Source organism: Streptomyces sp. NRRL B-1347 (assembly GCF_000720325.1).
Lineage (GTDB): Bacteria > Actinomycetota > Actinomycetes > Streptomycetales > Streptomycetaceae > Streptomyces.
In genome coordinates, this window is sequence record NZ_JOJM01000013.1 from 33,634 (window position 1) to 54,086 (window position 20,453).

General features: G+C 73.9%; 22 protein-coding genes and 1 riboswitch. Of the genes, 7 read left to right on the top strand and 15 right to left on the bottom strand.

The window, feature by feature from the left end; genetic code table 11:
• Window positions 1-19: 19 nt before the first annotated feature.
• Window positions 20-1,060 carry a Gfo/Idh/MocA family protein gene (locus IG74_RS0114050; protein ID WP_030675353.1) on the bottom strand — a complete coding sequence of 347 codons (1,041 nt, stop codon included), beginning with the start codon at window positions 1,058-1,060 and terminating at the stop codon, window positions 20-22.
• 221 nt (window positions 1,061-1,281) lie between these two features.
• On the opposite strand from IG74_RS0114050, the gene IG74_RS0114055 reads away from it, so the two are divergent.
• Window positions 1,282-2,211 (top strand): NAD-dependent epimerase/dehydratase family protein, encoded by a 930-nt coding sequence (locus IG74_RS0114055; protein WP_051854883.1) that lies wholly within the window; start codon window positions 1,282-1,284, stop codon window positions 2,209-2,211.
• Between the two features lie 29 nt (window positions 2,212-2,240).
• On the opposite strand, the gene rfbB is transcribed toward IG74_RS0114055, so the two are convergent.
• On the bottom strand, window positions 2,241-3,233 hold the full coding sequence (gene rfbB, locus IG74_RS0114060; RefSeq protein WP_030675357.1) for a dTDP-glucose 4,6-dehydratase: 993 nt from the start codon (window positions 3,231-3,233) through the stop codon (window positions 2,241-2,243).
• A 115-nt stretch (window positions 3,234-3,348) separates the two neighbouring features.
• Here rfbB and rfbA point away from each other — a divergent pair, with 115 nt between their 5' ends.
• Window positions 3,349-4,224, top strand: a complete 876-nt coding sequence (gene rfbA / locus IG74_RS0114065) for a glucose-1-phosphate thymidylyltransferase RfbA (RefSeq protein ID WP_030675359.1) — start codon at window positions 3,349-3,351, stop codon at window positions 4,222-4,224.
• 96 nt (window positions 4,225-4,320) lie between these two features.
• Here rfbA and IG74_RS0114070 read toward each other — a convergent pair whose 3' ends face one another.
• Genes IG74_RS0114070 through IG74_RS0114100 form a run of 6 tightly spaced genes read right to left on the bottom strand, consistent with a single transcriptional unit; the run spans window position 4,321 to window position 11,062 of the window.
• Complete coding sequence (locus tag IG74_RS0114070) at window positions 4,321-4,827, bottom strand: DUF4430 domain-containing protein (protein WP_030675361.1); 507 nt, start codon at window positions 4,825-4,827, stop codon at window positions 4,321-4,323.
• 48 nt (window positions 4,828-4,875) lie between these two features.
• Window positions 4,876-6,357, bottom strand: coding sequence for a prenyltransferase/squalene oxidase repeat-containing protein (locus tag IG74_RS47925; protein WP_158857617.1), 1,482 nt, complete (start codon window positions 6,355-6,357; stop codon window positions 4,876-4,878).
• Window positions 6,269-7,297 carry an ECF transporter S component gene (locus tag IG74_RS0114085; RefSeq protein ID WP_420709891.1) on the bottom strand — a complete coding sequence of 343 codons (1,029 nt, stop codon included), beginning with the start codon at window positions 7,295-7,297 and terminating at the stop codon, window positions 6,269-6,271. The genes IG74_RS47925 and IG74_RS0114085 overlap by 89 nt, the downstream gene beginning before the upstream one ends.
• Complete coding sequence (locus tag IG74_RS0114090; protein WP_030675369.1) at window positions 7,294-8,898, bottom strand: ABC transporter ATP-binding protein; 1,605 nt, start codon at window positions 8,896-8,898, stop codon at window positions 7,294-7,296. The genes IG74_RS0114085 and IG74_RS0114090 overlap by 4 nt, the downstream gene beginning before the upstream one ends.
• Window positions 8,895-10,007, bottom strand: coding sequence for a CbiQ family ECF transporter T component (locus IG74_RS0114095; protein ID WP_030675372.1), 1,113 nt, complete (start codon window positions 10,005-10,007; stop codon window positions 8,895-8,897). Before IG74_RS0114095 ends, IG74_RS0114090 begins: the two co-directional genes overlap by 4 nt.
• Window positions 10,004-11,062, bottom strand: a complete 1,059-nt coding sequence (locus tag IG74_RS0114100; protein WP_030675375.1) for a hypothetical protein — start codon at window positions 11,060-11,062, stop codon at window positions 10,004-10,006. Before IG74_RS0114100 ends, IG74_RS0114095 begins: the two co-directional genes overlap by 4 nt.
• Before the next feature lie 163 nt (window positions 11,063-11,225).
• Window positions 11,226-11,372: riboswitch (cobalamin riboswitch) on the bottom strand.
• A 291-nt stretch (window positions 11,373-11,663) separates the two neighbouring features.
• Between IG74_RS0114100 and IG74_RS0114105 the strand changes: the two genes are divergently transcribed.
• On the top strand, window positions 11,664-11,936 hold the full coding sequence (locus tag IG74_RS0114105) for a DUF6355 family natural product biosynthesis protein (protein WP_199818834.1): 273 nt from the start codon (window positions 11,664-11,666) through the stop codon (window positions 11,934-11,936).
• Window positions 11,937-11,994: 58 nt separating this feature from the next.
• Here IG74_RS0114105 and crcB read toward each other — a convergent pair whose 3' ends face one another.
• The 3 genes from crcB to IG74_RS0114120 form a co-directional block, all read right to left on the bottom strand.
• Window positions 11,995-12,369 carry a fluoride efflux transporter CrcB gene (gene crcB / locus IG74_RS0114110; RefSeq protein WP_030675384.1) on the bottom strand — a complete coding sequence of 125 codons (375 nt, stop codon included), beginning with the start codon at window positions 12,367-12,369 and terminating at the stop codon, window positions 11,995-11,997.
• Complete coding sequence (locus IG74_RS0114115; RefSeq protein WP_030675387.1) at window positions 12,366-12,863, bottom strand: fluoride efflux transporter FluC; 498 nt, start codon at window positions 12,861-12,863, stop codon at window positions 12,366-12,368. Before IG74_RS0114115 ends, crcB begins: the two co-directional genes overlap by 4 nt.
• A gap of 221 nt (window positions 12,864-13,084) precedes the next feature.
• Window positions 13,085-13,348, bottom strand: a complete 264-nt coding sequence (locus IG74_RS0114120) for a GlsB/YeaQ/YmgE family stress response membrane protein (protein WP_030675390.1) — start codon at window positions 13,346-13,348, stop codon at window positions 13,085-13,087.
• Window positions 13,349-13,715: 367 nt separating this feature from the next.
• On the opposite strand from IG74_RS0114120, the gene IG74_RS0114125 reads away from it, so the two are divergent.
• The 4 genes from IG74_RS0114125 to IG74_RS0114140 all read left to right on the top strand — a co-directional run bounded on the left by IG74_RS0114125 (window position 13,716) and on the right by IG74_RS0114140 (window position 16,332).
• On the top strand, window positions 13,716-14,090 hold the full coding sequence (locus tag IG74_RS0114125) for a VOC family protein (RefSeq protein ID WP_030675393.1): 375 nt from the start codon (window positions 13,716-13,718) through the stop codon (window positions 14,088-14,090).
• 42 nt (window positions 14,091-14,132) lie between these two features.
• The gene (locus IG74_RS0114130; RefSeq protein WP_030675395.1) at window positions 14,133-14,528 is read left to right on the top strand and encodes a DUF6479 family protein; all 396 of its coding nucleotides are present in this window, start codon (window positions 14,133-14,135) and stop codon (window positions 14,526-14,528) included.
• Window positions 14,529-14,633: 105 nt separating this feature from the next.
• Entirely contained in the window at window positions 14,634-14,990 is a 357-nt protein-coding gene (locus tag IG74_RS0114135) for a DUF779 domain-containing protein (protein WP_030675398.1), read from the top strand.
• An 82-nt stretch (window positions 14,991-15,072) separates the two neighbouring features.
• Window positions 15,073-16,332: a phosphodiester glycosidase family protein gene (locus IG74_RS0114140; RefSeq protein WP_030675401.1), complete on the top strand. Its 1,260-nt coding sequence runs from the start codon at window positions 15,073-15,075 to the stop codon at window positions 16,330-16,332.
• A gap of 33 nt (window positions 16,333-16,365) precedes the next feature.
• Here IG74_RS0114140 and IG74_RS0114145 read toward each other — a convergent pair whose 3' ends face one another.
• From IG74_RS0114145 to IG74_RS0114160, 4 genes are all read right to left on the bottom strand, one after another.
• Window positions 16,366-17,970 (bottom strand): hypothetical protein, encoded by a 1,605-nt coding sequence (locus IG74_RS0114145; protein ID WP_051854886.1) that lies wholly within the window; start codon window positions 17,968-17,970, stop codon window positions 16,366-16,368.
• 95 nt (window positions 17,971-18,065) lie between these two features.
• A complete protein-coding gene (locus tag IG74_RS0114150; RefSeq protein ID WP_030675408.1) occupies window positions 18,066-18,260 on the bottom strand; it encodes a hypothetical protein in 195 nt (64 codons plus the stop codon).
• Between the two features lie 131 nt (window positions 18,261-18,391).
• Window positions 18,392-19,282: a phosphatidylinositol-specific phospholipase C/glycerophosphodiester phosphodiesterase family protein gene (locus IG74_RS0114155; protein WP_030675410.1), complete on the bottom strand. Its 891-nt coding sequence runs from the start codon at window positions 19,280-19,282 to the stop codon at window positions 18,392-18,394.
• 128 nt (window positions 19,283-19,410) lie between these two features.
• Window positions 19,411-20,445, bottom strand: a complete 1,035-nt coding sequence (locus IG74_RS0114160) for a 2-hydroxyacid dehydrogenase (protein ID WP_030675424.1) — start codon at window positions 20,443-20,445, stop codon at window positions 19,411-19,413.
• Window positions 20,446-20,453: the final 8 nt, after the last annotated feature.

Here is a 20,453-nt window from a genome sequence, read left to right on the forward strand (position 1 = left end):
GCGGCGAATTGACGATCCATCAGGCCGGGGTCAGAAGCGCGTCGGGCACCCGGCAGTCGACCCACCGGCCGCCGTCGGCGGCCGATGCGTAGGCGCCGTCGATCACGAACGAGGTGGTCAGCGCCTCGCGGATGAGGTCGCGCCCCCGCTCGGGCTCGGCGACCACCTCGGTGAAGTCGAGCAGCATCCGCTGGAACCACTCCTGGTGGGAGGGGTCGTCGAAGCCGGACTCGATGGACGTGCGGACCACGACGCCGTCCGCCGCGTAGGTGAGGTCGTCACCGTCGACGACCACGGAACCGGAGGTCCCCATGATCGAGTATCCGGTGCTGCGATGACCCGCGGCCCACGACAGGTGCAGCGCGATCTCGACGCCGTCCTCGCACCGCAGCCGCAGCAGCGCGGTGTCCTCGGTGTCGGCGTACGCGCCGCCGTCCCGCAGCCGCCCCGTGAGGCAGGAGACCGACACCGGGGTCAACCCTGTCAGGTTCATGGCAAGGTACACGCTGTGCGGGCCGTGGTCGCGCAGGATGCCGCCGTGCGACGTACCGGGCTCGCGCCGCCAGTGCGGCCGCCAGTCGGGCACGCCCTTGGCGTGTCCGGCGCGCAGGGTGCGGAAGTGGGCGCCGACGACCTTGCCGAAGGCGGGTGCGGCGATGCGCTCCTTCATCGCCGCGAGCACGGGCGCGTACTTGTAGACGTGGCACGGGTAGTAGACGCGGTCGCTGGCGTGGATCCGGCTCAGCTGGCCGGCGTAGCCGTCCGCGGCGGGCAGGAAGACGGGCTTCTCGCACAGGACGTGCAGTTCGTGCGCGAGGGCGAGGGCCGAGTACTCGGCATGGCTGCTCGGGGGCGTACAGATGTCGACGAAGTCGAGGGTCTCGTTCGCGACCAGCTTGGCGAAGTCGCTGTAGGCGGGGAGTCCGAACGATTCCTCCGCATGGCTCCGCCGCTCCTTCGAGACATCGACGACCGCGGCGATGGATAAATCCTCTACCCGCGAATAGCCGACCATGTGCCCCATGGCGATGGTGCCGAATCCAATGATGGCGCCGCGCATGGCGAACCTCCTTCGTCAATACGGCTGCCGGACGCGTGAAGAGCACGCGAGAAAGGGGGATGCGTGCACAATTTTTAAGCGCCGCACGACGCCCTGTCAACCGGCGGCCAGAATTAAAGAGATGCCATTTCCGGCTCCCGATATCAAAGCGGAGCCGTTTATCAGGCGCGCCTGAAAAGGATATCCGGGAACGGTTTTCGAAGGAATGTGGGGGCCACGTCATGAAATCGAGCCCAGCCGGTGCGGCCGGATCACCGGCGGCCGCGCAGGTCGCCGTGGTCGGCGGTTCCGGGTTCATCGGGAGGAACCTGCGCGAGGCGCTCGCCGCCGCCGGCGTGCGGACGTGCGCCTTCACCCGGCAGCGGCCCTTCGCGCAGGGCGGCCGGGTGCACCGCGCCCTGCTGCGGTCGCGCACGGTCTTCTACGTGGCGGGCAGCGTGACGCCCGCGCGGGCGGAGCGCGAACCCCGGCTCGCCGCCCAGGACTACTGGAACCTCCAGCTGCTGCTGTGGGGGCTGCGCGGCGCGGCCCACCGGCCGCTGGTGGTCCTCGCGAGCTCGGGCGGGACCGTGTACGACCCCGACGCGGAGCCGCCGTACCGGGAGGACGCCCCGGCGCGGCCGGTCTCCGCCTACGGCGCGGTGAAGCTCGCCCAGGAGCGGGCCCTGGCCAGCGCGGAGTGGACGACCCCGGTGATCCTCCGCCTCGCCAACGTCTACGGGCCCGGGCAGCGGGCGGGCGCGGGGTTCGGGGTGATCCCGCACTGGGCCGGTGCGGTGCGGGCGGGCGGGGCGCTGACGCTGATCGGCCGCTCCCGGCGGGACTACGTGCACGTCGACGACGTGTGCGCCGCCCTGCTCGCGGTGCACCGCGAGGCCGACCGGCTGCGGGCCGGGCCCGGGCCGACGACGCTGAACATCGGCTCCGGCGTGCCGACCTCGCTCGACGAGCTGCACCGGCACTTCGAGCGGGCGGCGGGCCGCGCCCTCGACGTGCGGCGCGAGCCCGCCCGGAGCTTCGACCGGTCGGACGTGTGGCTGGACGTGGCGGCCGCCCGCGAGGTCCTCGGCTGGACCGCCCGGACGGACCTCGCGGACGGGCTCGCGGGCACGCTGGCCGCTGCCGCGCCGCCCGCCCGGCTGCCGTCGTGAGCGGCCGGGCGGGCGCGTCGGACCTGCGGCTACGCCGGGGCGCGCAGGGCCGCGCGCCGCTGCAACGGCTCCCACCAGGAGCGGTTGTCCGCGTACCAGGCGACGGTGTCGGCGAGGCCCTGCGCGAAGCCGACGAGCGGTGCGTAGCCCAGCTCCGTGGCGGCCTTGGTGCAGTCGAGGGAGTACCGCGCGTCGTGCCCCTTGCGGTCGGGGACGCGCTCGACCTGCTCCCAGCCGCGGCCGGTCGCGGCGAGCAGGTGCCCGGTCAGCCGCTCGTTCGTCAGCTCGGTGCCGCCGCCGATGTGGTAGACCTCGCCGGCCCTGCCGTGGCGCAGCGCGAGTTCGACACCCCGGCAGTGGTCGGAGACGTGCAGCCAGTCGCGGACGTGCTGCCCGTCGCCGTAGAGCGGCACCTTGTCGCCGTCGAGGAGGCGGGTGATGAACAGCGGGATGACCTTCTCGGGGAACTGGTACGGCCCGTAGTTGTTCGAGCAGCGGGTCACCACCACGTCCATGCCGTGCGTGCGGTGGCAGGCGAGCGCGAGCAGTTCGGAGCCCGCCTTGGTGGCCGCGTACGGCGAGTTCGGCGCGAGCGGGCTCTCCTCGGACCAGGAGCCGACCGGGATCGAGCCGTAGACCTCGTCGGTCGACACGTGCACGAACCGGCCGACGCCGTACCGGCGCGCCGCGTCGAGCAGCAGCTGCGTACCGAGGACGTTCGTCGTGACGAACGGGGCGGATCCCGTGATGGACCGGTCCACGTGCGTCTCGGCGGCGAAGTGCACCACCGCGTCGTGCCCCGGCACGACCTGGTCCAGGAAATCGCCGTCACATATGTCCCCGTGCACGAAGGTGTGCCGGGGATGGCCCGCGACCGGGTCGAGGTTCTCCCGCACTCCGGCGTACGTCAGCTTGTCCAGGACGGTGATACGGATGTCGCTCGCCGCGCCAGGAGCCAACAGCATGGACCGGACAAATTCTGACCCGATGAAACCGGCACCGCCCGTCACCATAATCCGCATGGAGAAAAGATACACACGGAAAGGGGTACGGCGGTAGAGACCCCGAGTGGCGGGGACGCCCGACAGGAAGGGAGGAAAGGGCCGGTCCGCGAGAACGGCCGGCCCGCTGTCAGCAATGCGCGGAATCATACTTGCAGGAGGCACAGGTTCCCGTCTGTGGCCGGTCACCCAAGCGGTTTCCAAACAGCTCATGCCGGTCTTCGACAAACCCATGGTCTATTACCCGCTGTCCACCCTGATGCTGGCCGGAATCCGCGAGATCCTCGTCATCACCACGCGCGAGGACGAGGGCGACTTCCGGCGGCTGCTCGGCGACGGCTCGCACCTCGGCCTGCGGCTCACCTACCGGACGCAGGACCGTCCCGGGGGCATCGCGGAGGCCTTCCTCATCGGCGCCGACTTCATCGGCGGCGAGCCCGTGGCGCTGATCCTCGGGGACAACATCTTCCACGGCCGCAGCTTCGGCGTGCAGCTGCGCGAGCACACCGCCCCCGACGGCGGCCGCATCTTCGCCTACCCCGTGGCCGACCCCACGGCGTACGGCGTCGTCGAGATCGGCGCGGACGGCACCGCCCTGTCCATCGAGGAGAAGCCCGCCAAGCCCAAGTCCCGGTACGCCGCCGTCGGTCTGTACTTCTACGACGACCGCGTCGTCGACATCGCCGCGGGGCTGCGCCCGAGCGAGCGCGGCGAGCTGGAGATCACCGGGGTCAACGAGGCGTATCTGCGCCGCGGCGCGCTGTCCGTGACGGTGCTCGACCGGGGCACCGCCTGGCTCGACACCGGGACGTTCACGGCGATGGTGCAGGCGTCGGAGTACGTGCGCGTCATCGAGGAGCGCCAGGGTCTGAAGATCGGCTGCGTGGAGGAGGTCGCGTGGCGCTGCGGCTACATCGACGACGAGCGGCTGCGCGCGCTGAGCGGCCCGTTGCTCAAGAGCGGGTACGGGCGCTATCTGCTGAGCCTGCTCGACGAGGACGCGCTGCTGTGAGGGACGGGCGCGGGCACGGGCCCGGCGCGGTGCGGATGCGCCGGGCCCGTGCGGCGGGAGCGACCGCGGCGGCGGTCGTCGCCCCGCACCGGCGGATCAGGGGTTGATCTTGGTCCAGGTGAAGGCGACCTTGTCGCCCGCCTTGATGTGCAGCTGGCAGCCGCCGACCTGCGTGGCCTCGCCGTTGACGGCGATGTTCCAGTAGTACGCGTTGCCGCCGTTGTGGCCGCCGATGGTGGTGACGAAGTAGTCGTCGAAGGACGGGTACCAGGTGCCGTCCCAGGTGAAGCCCTGCTTCTTGGCGGCGTCGTCGAGGGCGGCCGTCGGGGTGGGGCCCGCCGAGGTGTTGGCCTCGTTGTTGGTGCCGTCGCACTTGTGGGTGCCGCCCGCGGCCGTGGTCACGGAGTGGCCCTTCGTGGTGACACTGCCGTTGAAGACGTTGCCGTTGGGGCCCTTCACGGTGAGGGTGACCTTGACGGCCGTGTTGGCGGTCGCCTTCGCGGGCGCCGCGTCGGCGACCGGGGTGACGGCGAGGGCCAGGCCCAGGGCGCTGACGACGAGGGCGGCTCTTCGGCCGAGCGAGAGCGTGGGGGTCTTGCGCATGGTGTCTCCTTGCGTGAATGGGGAGTTGCTGATGTGGAGGAAGAGGGTTCAGGAGGTGGTGCGGCGGCGCCGCACCACCAGGACGGTCGTCGCGCCCGCGGCGAGCAGGGCGCCCGCGGTGGCCGCGAGCGGCAGCGAAGAGGAGGCGCCGGTGGAGGCGAGGCTGCCGCCGGGGTTGCCCACGGGCTGCACTCCGGAGCCGCCCGCGTCGCCGCTGCCGCCGAAGCCGCCACCGATCTGCGGGGCGGGGGCGTTGCCGCCGCCGGTCGTGTCGTCGTCCGAGCCGCCCGTCGTGGTGTCGCCCTCACCGCCGGTGCCGCCGGTGCCGCCGCCGGAGTCGGTGCCGCCGTCCGAGCCGCCGCCGTTGTCACCACCGGAGCTGTCGCCGTCGCCACCTCCGTCCGTGCCGCCGTCGTCGCCGTTGCCGCCGGAGTCGCCGCCGTTGTCACCGCCGCCGTCGCCGCCCGGGGTACCGCCGCCCGGTACGCAGCTGATCTCCTCCAGGTCCTGGGCGGAGTCGGCCGCGTCGACCTGGGCGAGGGACTTGCCCGCGAGCGCGGGCACGACCTGGGCGGTGGCGCGCAGCGCCATGCCGTCGGCCTTGGGTTCGAGGAAGCCGACCGCGCCCCAGTCCTTCTGCGGGGCGGAGCAGTTCACCTGGCGGGACCTGAGCCAGGCGACGCCCTTGGCGGCGGCCTCCGTGCGCCCGCCGGCCGCGAGCGCCTGGACGGCCAGGGCGGTGCTGTTGGAGTTGCCCTTCGCGCTGCTGCCCGTGAAGCTGTCGGGGAAGCCGCCGTCGGCCAGCTGCTTCTTCTCCAGCCAGTTCAGGGCGGGCTTGGCGGCGGCGGTGCGGCCCGAGCCGAGCAGGGCCTGGACGGCAAGGCCCGTGCTGTCGATGTGGGAGCACTTGTCGGGGGCGGCGTTGAAGTACAGCGGGTAGCCGCCGTCCGCGCAGCGGGACGCGGCGAGGAAGTCGAGGGCCTTCGCGGGCGCACCGCCGAAGCGCTGGAGCGCCAGGACCGCGAGCGACTGGGTGAACTGCTGCGATCCGTCACCCCCGGGGCTCTTGTCGGTGAAGCGGCCGTTCGGCTGCAGGCGTTCGGTGAGGGTCTTCACCAGGTCCTGGCCGCCGAAGTCCTTCGGGTCACGGTGCTCGATGGCGGCGACGAGGGTGAGCTTGGCGAGTCCGCCCGCGAAGACGGTGCCGGGGCCGCCCTGGCTCTCGATGTAGGTCTTGGCGTTGGCCTCCAGCCAGTCCGTGATCTTCTTCTGCACGGCACCTCCGGTGTCCGTCGAGGCCAGGCCCATGACGATGTCGGCGGTCAGCCCCGCATCGCCCCTGAAGTTCGAGCCGTCGGTCAGCTTCGAGGACATCCAGGTGGCGGCGGCGTTCGCCGGGGCCTTGGGGACCAGCGCGGTGCCCGCCGCCGGTCGCGCGGGCTCAGCGTGGGCGGTGACCGGCAGCAACACCGTGGCCAGCGCGGCCACCGACATCGCCACCGCCGTTCTCGACCGTACGGACAGCGACATGGCGAGGCTCCTTGTGTTCGTGGGAGGAGGGGGCGGAGGACGGTGACGGGGTGGCCTCCACCGGCGGCGCGGCGGGTTCGGCGGCGGGCGCCGACACAGTCACCGGCGCCCCGAAGGCGGCGCGGCGTGCGGCGCGGCGCAGCACGGCGAGGACCGCGGGGCCGAGCGTGACGATCGCGACGAGGTTGGTGAGCGCGCGGCCGGTGTCCCAGCCGAAGGTGGAGGTGACGAGCGTGAAGACGGCGAAGCGGTGCAGGTTCTCGCCGATGGACGCGCCCGGCACGAACGACAGGTCGGTGTCGGGGCCCGCCGTGAACGGCCAGAACCACATGTTCAGGAGGAAGCCGAAGAGGTACGCGACGACGACGCCGTAGGCGGCGAGCATCGCGATCTCCGCCCGCCCCGACACCCGCTTGGGCAGCAGCCCCGCGCCGAGCCCGATCCACCCGGAGGCGATCATCTGGAACGGCAGCCAGGGCCCGACGCCCGCGGTGAGCAGCGCCGAGGCGAACAGCGAGGTGCAGCCGAGCACGAACCCGAAGCCGGGCCCGAACACCCGGCCCGCGAGGACCAGCAGGAAGAACACGGTCTCGATGCCCGCCGTGCCCGCGCCGAGCGGCCGGAGCCCGGCGTTGACGGCGGAGAGCACGCCGAGCATGGCCAGGGCCTTGGTGTCGATGCCGCCGGACGACATCTCGGCGAGGACGACGGCGAGCAGCACCGGCATCGTCAGGATGAAGATGAGGGGCGCGTCGGCGGTGTGCGCGACTCCCTCGGGTCCTGGCGCGACGAACAGCGGCCAGAAGAACATGGCGAGCCCCGCGACGCTCGCCAGGGTGAGCACGGTGGCGGTGCGCGCCCCGATCGGCAGGACGGGTACGCGGATCCGCCGGGCGCCGGGCGCGCGACGGCCCGCCGTGGTGGGGCTCTCGGTGCTCACACGGCCTCCAGGGCGGTCCGTACCTGCTCCACCGTCAGCCACTCCTGGGGGCTGAGGACCTTGGCGACCTGCGGTGCGAACGCGGGCGATGAGACGACCACGTCGGCCGTCGGGCCGTCGGCGACGATCTCGCCCTCGGCCATGACGACGACGCGGTCGGCCGCGCCCGCGGTGAACTCCACGTCGTGGGTGGCGACCACGACCGCGCGGCCCTCGGCGGCCAGGCGCCGGATGACGCCGGTGAAGGCTTCCTTGGCGTGGTAGTCGAGGCCGCGCGTCGGTTCGTCGAGGAGGACGACGCCGGGTGCGGCGGCGAGTTGGACGGCGAGGACGAGGGCGAGTTGCTGCCCTTCCGACAGGTCGCGCGGATGCCGTTCGCCGGGGATGCCGGGCGCGAGCGCGTCGAGCAGGGCGCGGCAGGTGCCGTCGGCGGCGTCCGACTCCCGGTCGGCCTGTGCGCACTCGGCGTCCACGGTGTGCAGGTAGAGCAGGTCGCTCGCGGTCTGCGGGACGAGCCCGACGAGCGCGCGGGCCTTGCGGGCGGCGACCTTCCCCGGGTCGGTGCCGCGCACGTCGACCTTCCCCGAGCGGCGCGGGCCCGAGCCCTGGAGCGCCCACAGGAGCGAGGACTTGCCGGAGCCGTTGCGGCCCATGAGGGCGGTGACCTCGCCGCCCGCGAGGTCCAGGTCCAGTTCGCGGACGGCGACGGTCTCCGCGTACGCGACGGTGACCCGCCGCGCGGACAGGGCGGGTTCGCCCCGCGTCGCGGACACGGCGGCCGGGGCGCGGCCGGTGAGCCGGGTGCGCAGCCCGGCGGCCTCGCGGCGGGCGTCGCGCACCGAGAGCGGCAGCGGCTCCCACCCGGCGAGCCGCCCCAGGCGGACGACGGGCGGCGCGACGTCGCTTTCGCGCATCAGCTCGGCCGGCTCGCCCTCGCGGACGCGGCCGTCGCCGGTCAGGTGCACGAGCCGGTCGGCGTACTGGAGCACGCGTTCCACGCGGTGTTCCGCGACCAGGACGGTGGTGCCGAGGTCGTGGACGAGCCGGGTGATGGCGGCGAGCACGTCCTCGGCGGCGGTGGGGTCGAGCGCGGAGGTGGGCTCGTCCAGGACCAGGACCTTGGGGTGCGCGGTGAGGACGGAGCCGATGGCGACGCGCTGCTGCTGACCGCCGGAGAGGGTGCGCAGGGCGCGTCGGCGCAGCTCGGCGATGCCCAGCAGGTCGAGGGTCTCCTCGACGCGCTTGCGCATCACGGCGGCGGGGATCGCCAACTGCTCCATGCCGTACGCGAGTTCCTCCTCGACGGTGTCGGTGACGAAGGACGCGAGGGGGTCCTGGCCGACGACGCCGACGACGTGGGCGAACTCCTGCGGCGGCGCCTCGGCCGTGCTGAGGCCGCCGACGCTGACGCGGCCCTGGAGGTGGCCGCCGGTGAAGTGCGGCACGAGGCCGTTGACGGCGCCGAGCAGGGTCGACTTGCCGACCCCGGTCCGCCCGGTGACCAGGCACAGCTCGCCCTCGCCGACGGTCAGGTCGACATCGCGCAGGGCGGGTTCGGGAGCGTCCGCGTAGGTGAAGGTGACGTGTTCGAAGCGGATCACGCGGCGGCCTCCCGGGGCCGGGGGGCGGCGCGCGGCGGCGCGGGCGCGAGCCAGGCGGGCAGGACCCCGGCCAGGGCGGCGAGCGCGGGCAGGGCGGTCACCTCGGGCCAGGCCAGCGGCGAGAGGGAGGGGTAGAGGGAGGCCGCGTCCGTGCGCGAGACGAGGTACATCAGCACGCCCGCGGCGAGGCCGGACGCGGCCACGGTCCACTCGGCCCCGCGCCACGGGTCGGGCCGGTAGGTGCTGCGCCTGACGCGGCGCCCGCCGAGCACGAACCCGGCCACGGCCAGGGCGAGTCCGGCGAGCAGCAGCGGCGTGCCCAGGTAGGGCGGCGTGCTCGCGCCCATCGCGCCGTACAGGCCGCCGCACACGCCGAGCAGCCCGGCGATGACCAGGGCGCCGGTGAGCAGCCGGGTGCGCGGGGCGGCGCGGCCGGTGCGGCCGTAGCCGTGCGAGGCCATCGCGGCGGCGAGGGCCAGGGAGCGGTTCATGGCGTCTTCCAGGACGGGGATGACGATGCCGCGCAGCGCGCCGATGCCGCGGTAGCCCTTCTTGATGGTGCCGCCGCGCAGCAGCCGGGCCCTGCGCACCCGCTGCACGCTCTCGACCAGCTGCGGCGCCACGGTGAGCGTGACGACGACGGAGGTGCCGATCTCGTAGAGCGCGCCGGGCAGCGCCTTGAGCATCCGCTTCGGGTTGGCGAGGGCGTTGGCCGCGCCGACGCACACCACCATGGTGGCGAGCCGCAGCCCGTCGTACAGGCCGCCGAGGAGCTGCTCGGCGGCCACGGGTCCGAGCAGGCGGATTCCGGCGGCCCACGCGGGCAGCGGGATCTCCGGCAGGGTGAAGAGGACGGTGTCGCCCTGGCCGCCGCCGAAGACGACGCGGAAGACGACGCGCATCACGACGATGAACGCGCCGAGGCTGAGGTACATGCGGAACGCGAGCGCCCAGGGCGCGTCGTCGCGCCGCTGGGCGACCACGAAGCCGACCGCGGCCAGGATCAGGACGAGCAGCACCGGGTTGGCGGTGCGGCTCGCGGCGGCGGCCATGCCAAGGGCCCACAGCCACCAGGCGCCGGGGTGGACCGACCGGGCGAGTCCGGTCACGGCGCACCGCCCGACGCGCGGCCGCGGCGGCGCCAGGCCGTGACTCCCCCGGCGACGGCGAGGGCCACGGCGGCGGCCGCGCCGACGACCGTGGCGGTGGGCACCCCTTCGCCCTTGGCCGCCGACACGGTCCGCTGGTCCTCGCCGCCGGTCCAGTCGGCGGCCTCGCTCGGCGTGGGCGCGGGGCCGGAAGGGGCGGCCGGGGACGGCCCGGCGCTCTTCTTCTTGCCGCCGTCCTTGCTCTTCCCGCTCTCCCCGCTCTTCCCGCTCGTCTCGGGCTTCTTGCCCTTCTCTTCCTTCTTGTCCTTGCCGCCCTTCCCGCCGTCCTTCTTGCTCCGGTGGCCGGGCGGCGGCGCCAGGCCACCGCCGTCGGCGGGCGGCCGGGCCCCGTTGCCGCCGTCACCGGAGCCGCCCCCGGCGGGCGGCGGCACACGGCCGGGCGTGTCGGGCGTGGTCTCGCGGTCCGGTGCGCCGCCGCCCGGCTTGCCGCCGCCCGTGTGCCCGCCGCCCGCTCCGCCGCCGCTGCCGGGAGCCGCGGGCCGCCGGGGCGCCACGCGCGGCGCCGGGGCCTCGCCCTGGTCGCGGTTGAGGGAGAAGGACCAGCCTTCGAAGCTGCCCTTCGGCGGGGTGCGGTACGTCGCCCCGTACTGGCTGTAGGTCCAGCGGCCGCCGGCGGAGGCGTGCCAGTACGACCAGTAGGCCTTGGCGGGCGGGGTGTCGACGCAGGGCTCGCGGTCGACGCCCGGCTTGCCCTCGAGGCGGCAGATGAAGGACTCGCCCCAGCGGTTGGTGCCGGTGACCCGGATGCCCGCGTCCTTGAGCGCGGCCAGACCCGTCCGCTGGGAGCCGACGGCGCACCGCACGAGGGTGGTCCCGCCGAGTTCCCGGAAGTCGACGACGACGGTGACGCCTTCGCCGCTCCTGCAGAAGCCCGCGTGGCCGCGCCCGGTGTCCACCGCGGCGGCGGGCGCGGCCGGGACCGGGCCGACGCCGACTGCGGCCGACACGAGCGACAGCCCGAGCGCGGCGGCGAACGCGCGTATCGCACCGGCCATTTCGAGGTGCCCTTCGGTTGGGGCCGCACCGGGACCCCGCGCCGCGGTCGCCGGTGCCGCACGAAAAACCCCTGACGCGCGTTCCAGTAAGGAAGCGGCAGGGGGCCGTAGGAGCCGGTGACGGGCTCTGGGCTCCACGCTGCAGACCATGACAGTGAGAAGCAGTGCACGTACGGCGGTGGGCAGCCCGACTCGCGGTCACGCCGAAGCGTGCCGCACACGGTTGCAGGTCAGTGCCGGAGTCTCACCGGCTTTCCCCAGTCGCGTACGCATTCAGTTGTCTATGTGTGCCCTCGGCTGCACTTTTCCTTCACAGCCGAAGCACACGCATCGTAGGCCCGCCCCCACGGGCCGCGCCAGGCCGGTGAGTTGTGACGTCGGCCACCGAATGGCCTGATCCTTACGGGCGGTGACGTTCCCTCAACGATCACTCGAACGGCCCAGGAGGAAACGATCCGCCAGGTGAGACGCACCGCGTTCCGCCGTCCGGCGCGGGGCACGGCGGCGATCCTCGGTTCCCGTCGCGCGTTTCGCGTCGTCTTCCTTCGTTTTCCCCCGGCTCTTCTGACCTAGGAGTTCTCTGGTGCGTATCCGTCGCAAGGTGATCGGTGCCCTCGGTTCGGCCGCTCTCGCGCTGACCTCGTTCGGGGTGGTGACCGCCACCGCGAGCCCGGTGGCCGCCGACCCGTGCGGGTTCTTCGAGACCAGTTCCGACGCCTACTACCGGCACTGCACGTCGGACGGCTCCCGCGTGGTGATCCAGGTCAGGGTCGCCCTGGCCCCGGACTACGAGCGGTGCGTCGCCCCCGGCAAGACCTGGCTCGGCTCCGCCGACAAGATCCAGGGCGCCCACTACGTGGGCCGTACCTGCTGACACCGGCCACGGGCGGGGCGGCTCACAGGGGGGCGCCCCGCCCCCGGCGCCGCGGGCGTCAGCCCCAGACCGCCCGCGCGAGCGCCGCGCCGGTGACCGCGGCGCCGAGACCCGCCGCCACGCTCGCCACCGCGTTGGCCGCGGCGAGGAACCGCGCGCCGGTCTCGGCCAGGCGCAGCGTCTCGTACGAGAAGGTGGAGTACGTGGTCAGGGCCCCGCACAGGCCGGTGCCGACGAGCAGTTGGACGGAGTCCGACGCGGCGCCGTAGGTGACGGCTCCGGTGAGGACGCCCAGGACCAGACAGCCGACGACGTTGACCGTGAAGGTGCCCCACGGGAAGACGGAGTCGTGGCGGGCCTGGACGGCCCGGTCCGTCAGATAGCGCAGGGGCGCGCCGACGGCGGCTCCGGTGAGCACGAGCAGCCAGTTCACCGCCGCCTCCGGGAGAGCGCGCGGCGGGTCGTCGACGCCGCCGTCCACACCGCGGCGAGGGCCGCCAGCGGGGTCAGGGCCAGACAGGCGAGCGCGGTGCGGGCGTGGCCGTCCCCGATCAGCCGCTGGATGTCGACGGCGTACGTGGAGAACGTGGTGAAGCCGCCGAGGACGCCCGTGCCGAAGAAGGGCCGCACCAGCCGGTGGGCGTGCCACGCCTCCGTGACGAGCACCATGAACACGCCGATCACCGCGCAGCCGAGCGCGTTCACCGCCAGGGTGGTCCAGGGGAAGGCGGCCGTCGCGGTGGGCCACAGCAGGGCGGCGCCGTAGCGGGCCGCGGCGCCCGCGGCGCCGCCCGCCGCCACCGCGGCGAGCACCGGGCCCTGCGCTTGAGCCGGTCCCGGGCCTCCGGCGGGCGCGGGGACGGCGATGCCCTCGATGTCCGGGTCGATGGGTTCGGGCCCGGCGGCCCGGTCGCGCGGTGCTGTCATTCGGGTGTGCGTCTCCCACTCGTGCGCCGCCCGGGAGTGTGCGGGCGCGTTTCCTCACAAGCAGGGACCGTTGGCGGCGTCGTCACCGCGGTTGGGGTACGGCGGGCCCCACCGCCGTACGGCCGTCACCCGCGTACGGGGCGGCCGCACCGCCCAGGATAGTCGGCGCCGGGCCGACCGGCCGCTCGGCGGTCCGGCGGCCGTGCGTGCGCCGGGGCGGGTCAGCGCCGCAGCTTGACCCGCGAGAGGGCCGCCACGCCCAGCGCGGCGAGCCCGATCTGGATGAGCCACTCCGTCCAGTCGACGCCCTTGGTGTCGGCGACGTCCAGGCCCGCGGCGATGGCGGTGCCGACGAGGGCGGCGACGATGCCGACGACGACGGTCCACAGGATGCCGATGCGCTGCCGCCCGGGGACGACGAGCCGTCCCAGGATCCCGATGACGGCGCCGATCACGATCGCACTGATGAGCCCTGAGATCTCCATAGCTCCGCTTTCCCTCGGCAGAAGTCCTTTCCGCACACCGGGTTCCCGGGAACGCTCCCGGCAGTCGTGACGGCGGGCCGCGGCGGTCGGGCGGTGCCCTGGACGTTTCCACCCCGCTTGTCAGGGCACCCGCGAGCATGCGGGTGCGGCTGTCCGCGGAGTGGGGACAGCCGCGCGGGCCGTACGGCGGACGGCCCCGTGGCGAAGGCCCGCCGGGACCTTGGGCGCGGGCTCGTGCCCCGCGCCCAAGGCTCCTCACTCCCCGTGGCTTCCCAGCCGCGGCTGCGAGTCCCCCGGCGGCCCCTCCGGCAAACCCGGATCCGCCGGTCACCGCCCACCGATCACCCACGGCGAAACGAGGGGCACCATGGCCACGGTCGAAACGGCGATCCTTGTGCTCGACAGCGGCGAGCCCGAGCGACTGGCCGAGTTCTACGCCGCACTCCTGGGCGAGGAGGTGGCGTACAACCCGCAGGCCGACCGGTTCGAGACCACGGGTGCGTCCGGTGCGCGCCTGGGCTTCCGGCGCGACACGGGGTTCGCGCCGCCCAGCTGGCCGCGCCCGGACGACGCCCACCAGACGCATCTGGAACTGCTCGTCGCCGAGGGCGACATGGACGCGGCGGAGCGCGCGGCCGTCACGGGCGGCGCCCGGCCGGTGGACACCCAGCGCAACGGCACCCGTGAGGTGCGGCTCTACTCCGACCCGGCCGGGCACACGTTCGCGCTGCGCACCCGGTGACGGGTCGCGGGTACGCGGTGCGTTCCCGGGTACCCGGCGCGCATGACCACACAGAGCGGACTGAACGCACTGGCCGCGCCGGGCGATGCCCCGCTCGCGGCCTCGGCATCCGCGAGCGCCTTCCTCGCCTTCGGGCTCGGGCTGCTCGTCGTCGCGGCGCTGACGTGGGCCGTCTGGCTCGGCATCCGGGTGCGCAGAAGGGAGCCGGAGCGGCCGCGCCCCGAGGAGCAGCCCCGGCTGCCGGACGACGGGCCGGTCGGCGAGGTCCGGGAGCGGCGGGAACCCGACGAGGTCCCGCGGGACGGCGGGCGGCTGACGCCCCACCAGCTCAAGGGCGGGGGCACGGTCGGCAGCAGGCCCAGTGACGACCAGGAGCCGAGGCGCTGGACGCCGGGCTCCGGCGGCGCCTTCGGCAGCGGCGGCCCGGGCACGGGGTGACGCCGGGCGCCCGGCTGCAACCTCCTCGCAACCTCCCGCGGTGTTGACTGGCCGGGCCGTGCCACCACGGCCCGGCGACCGCGACCCGGAGGAGGCCGACCGGTCATGGCTGACACCCCGCGCGTGGAGCTGACGCCCGCCGCCGCAGACCTGGTGCGGCGGCTGCGGTCGGCCCACGGCCCGCTGATGTTCCATCAGTCCGGCGGCTGCTGCGACGGCAGCGCGCCCATGTGCTACCCGGAGGGGGAGTTCCGCACGGGTGACTCCGACGTGCTCCTCGCGTCGCTCGCCGTGGACGACGTGGCGGAGCCGGTACGGTTCTGGATGTCCAAGAGCCAGTACGAGGTGTGGAGTCACACCCGTCTCATCGTCGACGTCGTCCCGGGGCGCGGCAGCGGCTTCTCGCTGGAGGCCCCCGAGGGCGTCCGGTTCCTCATCCGTTCGCGGCTCGTGGGCACGTAGTCATCCGCTCCGTCACCGCCGTCTGGTGAACTCCCCCCACCGCTGGGACAGTTGGACGGCCCAGCCGACCCGAGGGGGATCCGTGACACGACGCGGGCAAGGCAGCAGACGGTTCAGAGCGGTGCGCGGCGCGCTCGCCGCGCTGACGGCCCTCGGCACCCTGGCCGGTGCCGCCCTCCTCGGGGCGGCACCGGCCAGTGGTGTTCCGGGGGCCGCGCGCGCGGTCACCGAGATCGCGCCGGGCGTGGAGTACCGGGACTACGACATCCCGACGCCGCGCGGCACCGCGCACGCGCACGTCCTTGACGTCGACCTGAGCCATCCGCGGGTGCGCGTGGGGCTGCTGTACCCGGGCGCGGTCGGCGCCCGGCAGGCCGTGTCCGCGATGGCGGACCGGGAGGGCGCCGTCGCCGGGGTCAACGGCGACTTCTTCAACATCACCGAGACCCAGCACCCCGGCGTGGAGGCGACAGGGGCGCCCGTCGGCCCCGCCATCGCCGACGGCGACCCCCTCAAGGCGGCCGTCCCGAACGGCCAGCGCTTCGGCCCGGCCCTGCCGCCCGGCACCACCACCGAGGACGTCATCGGCGTGGGCGCCGACCGCAGGGCGCGCCTGGACCGCATGACCCTCGACGGCAGCGTGCGCACCCGCGAGGCGCGCCTGCCGCTCGGCGGGCTCAACCAGTACGCGCTGCCGGTGGGGTCGGTGGGCGCGTTCACCAGCGACTGGGGCGTCACCTCGCGGGTGCGGTCGACCTGTGGCACCGACACCGACCGGGGCGCGCCGTGCAGCACGGACACCTACGAGGTGACGGTGCGGCACGGGCGCGTCACGGCCGTGGCCGACGCGCCGGGCCGGGGCGCCATCGCCCCGGGGACGACGGTACTCGTGGGCCGGGAGGCGGGCGCGCAGCAGCTGCGCAAGCTGGCGGTCGGCGACCCGGCGCACGTCCGGCACCGGCTCGTCCCTTCGGTGTCGAGCACCCGGTACCGCTTCGTCCTCGGCGGCTATCCGCTGCTTCGCGACGGGGCGCCGCTGCCGGGCCTGGACGGCCGGACGGCCGCCGTGCGCACCGCCGCCGGGATCGACGACGGGGGCCGCCGGCTGCTCCTGCTGGCGCTCGACGGCGCCCCCGAGTACCGGGGCGGCCTGACCATCGCCGAAGTGGCCTCCTCCCTGCGGGAGTTGGGTGCCGAGGACGGCTTCAGCCTGGACGGCGGCGGTTCCAGCACGCTGGCCGCACGGGAGCCGGGCGCTCCCTCCGTGTCGGTGCGCAACCATCCGAGCGGCGGCGCGGAGCGCCCGGTGCCCAACGGCATCGGGGTCTTCTCCCGCCCCTAGCGCCTCCCGCGCCCCCAGCCTCCATCGGCGTCCTCACTCCCCCGCGTCCCGCACGGCCACCAGGCCGTTGAAGACGCCCACGTACGCGGTGCCGTCGGGTCCGAGGGTCACGGGTGCCCAGTTGTTGTCGTAGGCGACGCCGGTCCCGGCGAGCCGCTTGAAGCGGGTCTGTCCGGTGCGGAAGTCGACGGCCGTCAGGTACCAGGCGTCGATGCCCAGGCGGTTCGGTTCCTTGGTGTAGAGGTACAGCAGTCCGTTGCTGGTGGACAGCTTCGGCACGGTGGACGGGGAGCGCTCCTCGCTCCGCCACACCGTGTCGCAGCCGCTGCCGTCGGCGCGGACGTCGACGCGGGTGACGCCGCCGACGACGCTGCGGCCGAAGGTGAGCGACGTGATGTTCTCGTAGCCGTAGTTGTTCTCGACGACGAGGCTGTTGCCGTGGCTGATCAGCGAGTTGTCGGTGGTGGACGCGCCCGGCCCGAAGACCGGGACCTTGCAGACCAGGCGGCGGCTCTCGGGGACGTCGGCGCCGCGCCGGTAGACGAGGACGTTCATGCGGTCGTCGGCGTTGTCGGTGATGGCGACGTACTTCTCGCCGGTGCCGAACAGGTCGGGGGTGGTGCCGGACCCCTGGTTAACGGAGCCGGGTTTGGTGCCCGTGCCCCGGTCGTAGGTCTGCCGCCAGGTGACCTTCGGGGTGCCGTCGGCTGCGGCCTCGAAGCCGTACAGGGCGTGGTCGGAGACGATCGACACCCCGTCGTCGGCGACGGAGAACGAGTTCTGGATCTCCTCGCCGCGCAGCCTCGTGGACCGTACGTCGCCGGTCTTCGGGTCGACGGTGCCGACGCGGCCCTGCCGGGTCACCCACCAGACGCGCCCTTCCCAGTCGGGCATCACGGAGGTGACCGGGTCGCACTCGCCGCTGGGGTAGAGGTTGGTCCAGCTCACGCAGTCGTGCGGGACGTGCGCCGTCAGGTCCCAGTCCTTGTCGACGACGAAGCGCCAGGTGCCGTCGGCGGTGCGCTCGTGCGCGAGCCGCACGACGTGCTGGCGCGAGTCGGCGAGCACGAGGCGGTCCTGGTCGTCGAGGTAGGAGTAGGCGCCGCCTGAGGTGTCCTTGAAGATCCTGGAGAAGTCGAGCCGGGTGATCGCCTCGACGGTGGAGGGGCGCTGCGGCAGCTTGTACTCGGCGAGGGTGCGCAGCGTGCGCGGGTCGAGCAGTTTGACGAGGAAGCCGGAGAAGGTGCCGCACACGGTGACGATCCGGCCGTCGCGGTCGAAGGTGACGGTGGCGCACTCGCCGCCGAGCGCGGCCATCTTCTCGCTGCTGACCTGCGGATCGCGGCCGAGCGGGCCGTTCCACGGGTACGTTCCGCTGCCGGCGGCGTCGGCGTGCATGCCGCTGCGCCCGTTCGGGGCGAGGTACGGGTGCTGGGGCGGCGGGTCCCCGGGGACGGGCCTGGCGGTGGCGGGCTCCCCCGTGTACGGGGCGACGAGCCGGTGCCCCGGCGCCTTGGGGATCTCGTCCGCGTGCGCGGCGGGCAGGGCGAGGGCCGTGGCCCCGAGGGCCAGGGCCAGGACGCGGCCCACGAGCGTACGGGGCAGGAGCGTAGGGGTCGTACGGATCAGACGACGCATGCGCCGAAGCTAGGACCGGCCCCTTGAAGTGTCCATGCGTGTGCGGGAGTTGTTCACGAGGCCGAAACGATCACTCGGCCGGGGCTCCCGCGCGGTCACGGCCGGATGCCGCTGACGATGTCCGCCGTGGCCGTCAGGCCGTCGTGGATGGTCGGCGCCACGCTCGTGCCCGCGAGGTAGAAGCCGAGCAGACCGCAGACCACGGCGTGCGAGACCTTCATGCCCCCACTGCGCAACAGGACCACCGCAATGATCAGGAGCAGCAGCCCCACCGAAATAGACATGGCCATCACGGACCTCCTCCGCCACGCACACACCGCGGCTTCGGCGGCAAGTGTGGCGTAGCGGAGGGTTTGTCCGGGTGCGTGGCGTGTCCGCCGGACGGGTGGTGTGCGCGGAAGGGGCGGCGGTGCGGGGGCCGTTACCTCCGGCGCGCGTCCAGGAACGTCTGGAGGCCCGCGAGGTCATCGGTGTTGAGGTGGTCGACCCCTGCGGCGAGGAGTTCGGTCCAGACGGCGTCGCGGGCCGGGCCCGGCAGGTCGGGCGTGGCCCAGAAGCGGACGCGCTGTCCGCGCTCGTGGGCGGCGGAGACGATGCCGCGCAGCTTGGCGCGCTCGGCGGACGGGATCGGGCCGACGCCGTTCCAGGTGAAGTTCAGGGACCAGTTGTCGCTGATGAGCGGGGCGAACGAGGCGGGCGCCGCGGTGCCGAGGTCGGCGAGGCGGCCGTCGTAGAAGGCGCGGCGCACCAGCTGTGCCTCCATCACCGGGCGGGCCGCGCGGTCGCCGGAGACCACGGCGGTGACCGCGGAGCGGCGGACCTTGCCGTGCGCGTACGTGGTGAACAGGTGCCGGTAGGGCCGCAGCTGACGGTCCAGCTCCCGGTACGTCGACGCGCCCTCGGTCTTGATGTCGATGAGGAGCTGGAACTGGCCGTGCCAGCGGCGGTACACGGAGCCGTGGTGGGCGCGGACGCGGGCCGCGAGCGGCTCCAGGTACAGCGACTCCAGGGTGCGGCTCGGGTCGAGGTCCGCCGGGTCGTGGGCGACGAGGAGTTGGCCGCCGACGAGGAAGATGTCGGCCTCGACGCTGGTGAAGCGGTGGTCGAGGGCGTCGAGGAGAGGCCGGGCGTGCTCGTAGTCGTTGTGCGCGTGGGCCTGCGCGAGGGGGCGCGTACGGGGGTGGCGGCCGTGCGCGAGGGGGCGGGTGCCCGGGGCGGGGGCGGCCGCGTGGGCGAGTCCGGGCGCGGCGACGGTGGCCGCGACGGCCGCGCCGAGGGCGGTCAGGGCTCTGCGACGGGTGACGAGGGCCATGGGGTACCTCCCGAGAAGGGCGGGGTGGAGTGAAAGAGGGGACGGCGAACGGCCGGAGCCTCAGTGAGTATGGCCTCCGGCCGCCCCGGAAAACCCTTCTGGCCTGGGAGTTGGCGTGATCGCCGCCTTCAGTTAACCGCCGGCGGGTTGGCGCGGTGCGCCAGCGGCTCGCCGCGCAGATAGCGGCCCACCTCGGCCGCGACGATCCGGGCGGCCTTGTGGGCCACTTCCTGGCTGCCGCCCGCGATGTGCGGGGTCATGACGATGCCGGGGGTGCGCAGGAGCCGCGAGTCGGCGGGCACCGGCTCCTCGGGGTAGACGTCGAACCCGGCACCGGCGAGTGCGCCGCTGTCCAGGGCGTCGCAGACGGCGTCGTAGTCGAGGAGGGCGCCGCGGGCGCAGTTGACGAGGACGGAGCCGCGGGGCAGCCTCGCGAGCTGCGCGGCGCCGATCATGCCGGTGGTCTCCTCGGTGACGCGCGCGTGCAGCGACACGATGCGCGAGCGGGTCAACAGCTCGTCCAGGCCGACCGGTTCGGCGATGCCCTGGAGCGACTCCGCGGCCACGTAGGGGTCGTGGACCAGGACGTGCGCGCCCATGGCGGCGAGGATGCGTGCGACGCGGCTGCCGATCGCCCCGTACCCGACGAGACCGACGGTGGCGCCCTCGATCTCGATGCCGCAGGTGTCGTAGTCGTAGTAGTCGCCGCGCCACACGCCCCGGCGCAGGTCGGCGTGCGTGTCGCCGACGCCGCGCGCGGCGGCCAGGAGCAGGGTCAGGGTGTGCTCGGCGGTGGCGACGGCGTTGCGGCCCGGCGCGTAGCAGACGGCGACGCCGTGCCGGGTGGCCGCTTCCAGGTTGGCGTTGACGGGACCGCCTCGGCTGACGCACACCAGCTTCAGGTCCGGACAGGCGGCGAGGACCCGCTCGGTGAGCGGCGCCATCTGCGTGACGCACACCTCGACGCCCTGGAGGGCTTCGATCAGCTCGTCCTCGGTGCCGGAGGCCTCGACGACCTCGCCGACGGGGCCGAAGGGGGTGTGCGGCCAGGGCAGGGTGAGCTCGCGCACGTCGACGGCAGCGCCGGTGGCCTTGCGCAGTTCTTCGGTGAGCAGCCGGGGCAGGACGAAGTGGTCGCCCGCGGCGAGGACGGTGGTGCTCATGGGAGGCT